Origin of the sequence: Vibrio sp. CAU 1672, assembly GCF_029223195.1 — a bacterium.
Classification (GTDB): domain Bacteria; phylum Pseudomonadota; class Gammaproteobacteria; order Enterobacterales; family Vibrionaceae; genus Vibrio.
Genome location: NZ_JARHUF010000074.1, coordinates 1 through 1,075 on the forward strand (window position 1 = coordinate 1; position 1,075 = coordinate 1,075).

Annotated in this window: 1 protein-coding gene; it reads right to left on the reverse strand. The window is 48.4% G+C overall.

The features are described from left to right. Positions 1 to 7 precede the first annotated feature (7 nt). Positions 8 to 1,075, reverse strand: a 1,068-nt coding sequence (tuf, locus tag P2G85_RS21490) for an elongation factor Tu (protein ID WP_275866026.1), incomplete at its 5' end; no start/stop codon positions are given.

A 1,075-nucleotide genomic window follows, 5' to 3' on the forward strand; every position in this document is an offset into this window, starting at 1 on the left:
TTAAGAATTATTCGAAGATCTTAGCAACAACACCAGCACCTACTGTACGGCCACCTTCACGGATCGCGAAACGTAGACCTTCGTCCATTGCGATTGGTGCGATTAGCTCAACAGTCATCTTGATGTTATCGCCAGGCATTACCATTTCTACGCCTTCTGGTAGCTCGATGTTACCAGTTACGTCAGTTGTACGGAAGTAGAACTGTGGACGGTAGCCTTTGAAGAACGGAGTATGACGGCCGCCTTCGTCTTTAGACAGTACGTATACTTCAGACTCAAACTTAGTGTGTGGAGTGATTGAACCTGGAGCCGCTAGTACTTGACCACGTTCAACTTCGTCACGCTTAGTACCACGTAGAAGTGCACCAACGTTCTCACCTGCACGACCTTCGTCTAGCAGCTTACGGAACATCTCAACACCTGTACATGTTGTAGTTGTAGTCTCTTTGATACCTACGATAGCAACTTCGTCACCTACGTTTAGGATACCGCGCTCGATACGGCCAGTTACTACTGTACCACGACCTTGGATTGAGAATACGTCTTCGATTGGCATTAGGAACGGCATGTCTACTGCACGCTCTGGCTCTGGGATGTAGTTGTCTAGCGCTTCTGCTAGTTCAACAATCTTGTCTTCCCACTGCTTCTCGCCGTTTAGTGCGCCTAGTGCAGAACCTTGGATAACTGGTAGGTCATCACCTGGGAAGTCGTACTCAGAAAGAAGTTCACGAACTTCCATTTCTACTAGTTCTAGTAGCTCTTCATCATCAACCATGTCACATTTGTTCATGAATACGATGATGTATGGGATACCAACCTGACGGCCTAGTAGGATGTGCTCACGAGTTTGTGGCATTGGACCATCAGTTGCAGCAACTACAAGAATACCACCGTCCATCTGTGCAGCACCAGTGATCATGTTCTTAACGTAGTCCGCGTGTCCTGGACAGTCAACGTGCGCGTAGTGGCGAGTTGGAGTGTCGTACTCTACGTGAGAAGTAGCGATTGTGATACCGCGCTCACGCTCTTCTGGAGCGTTATCGATAGATGCGAAGTCTTTCGCTTCACCGCCGTA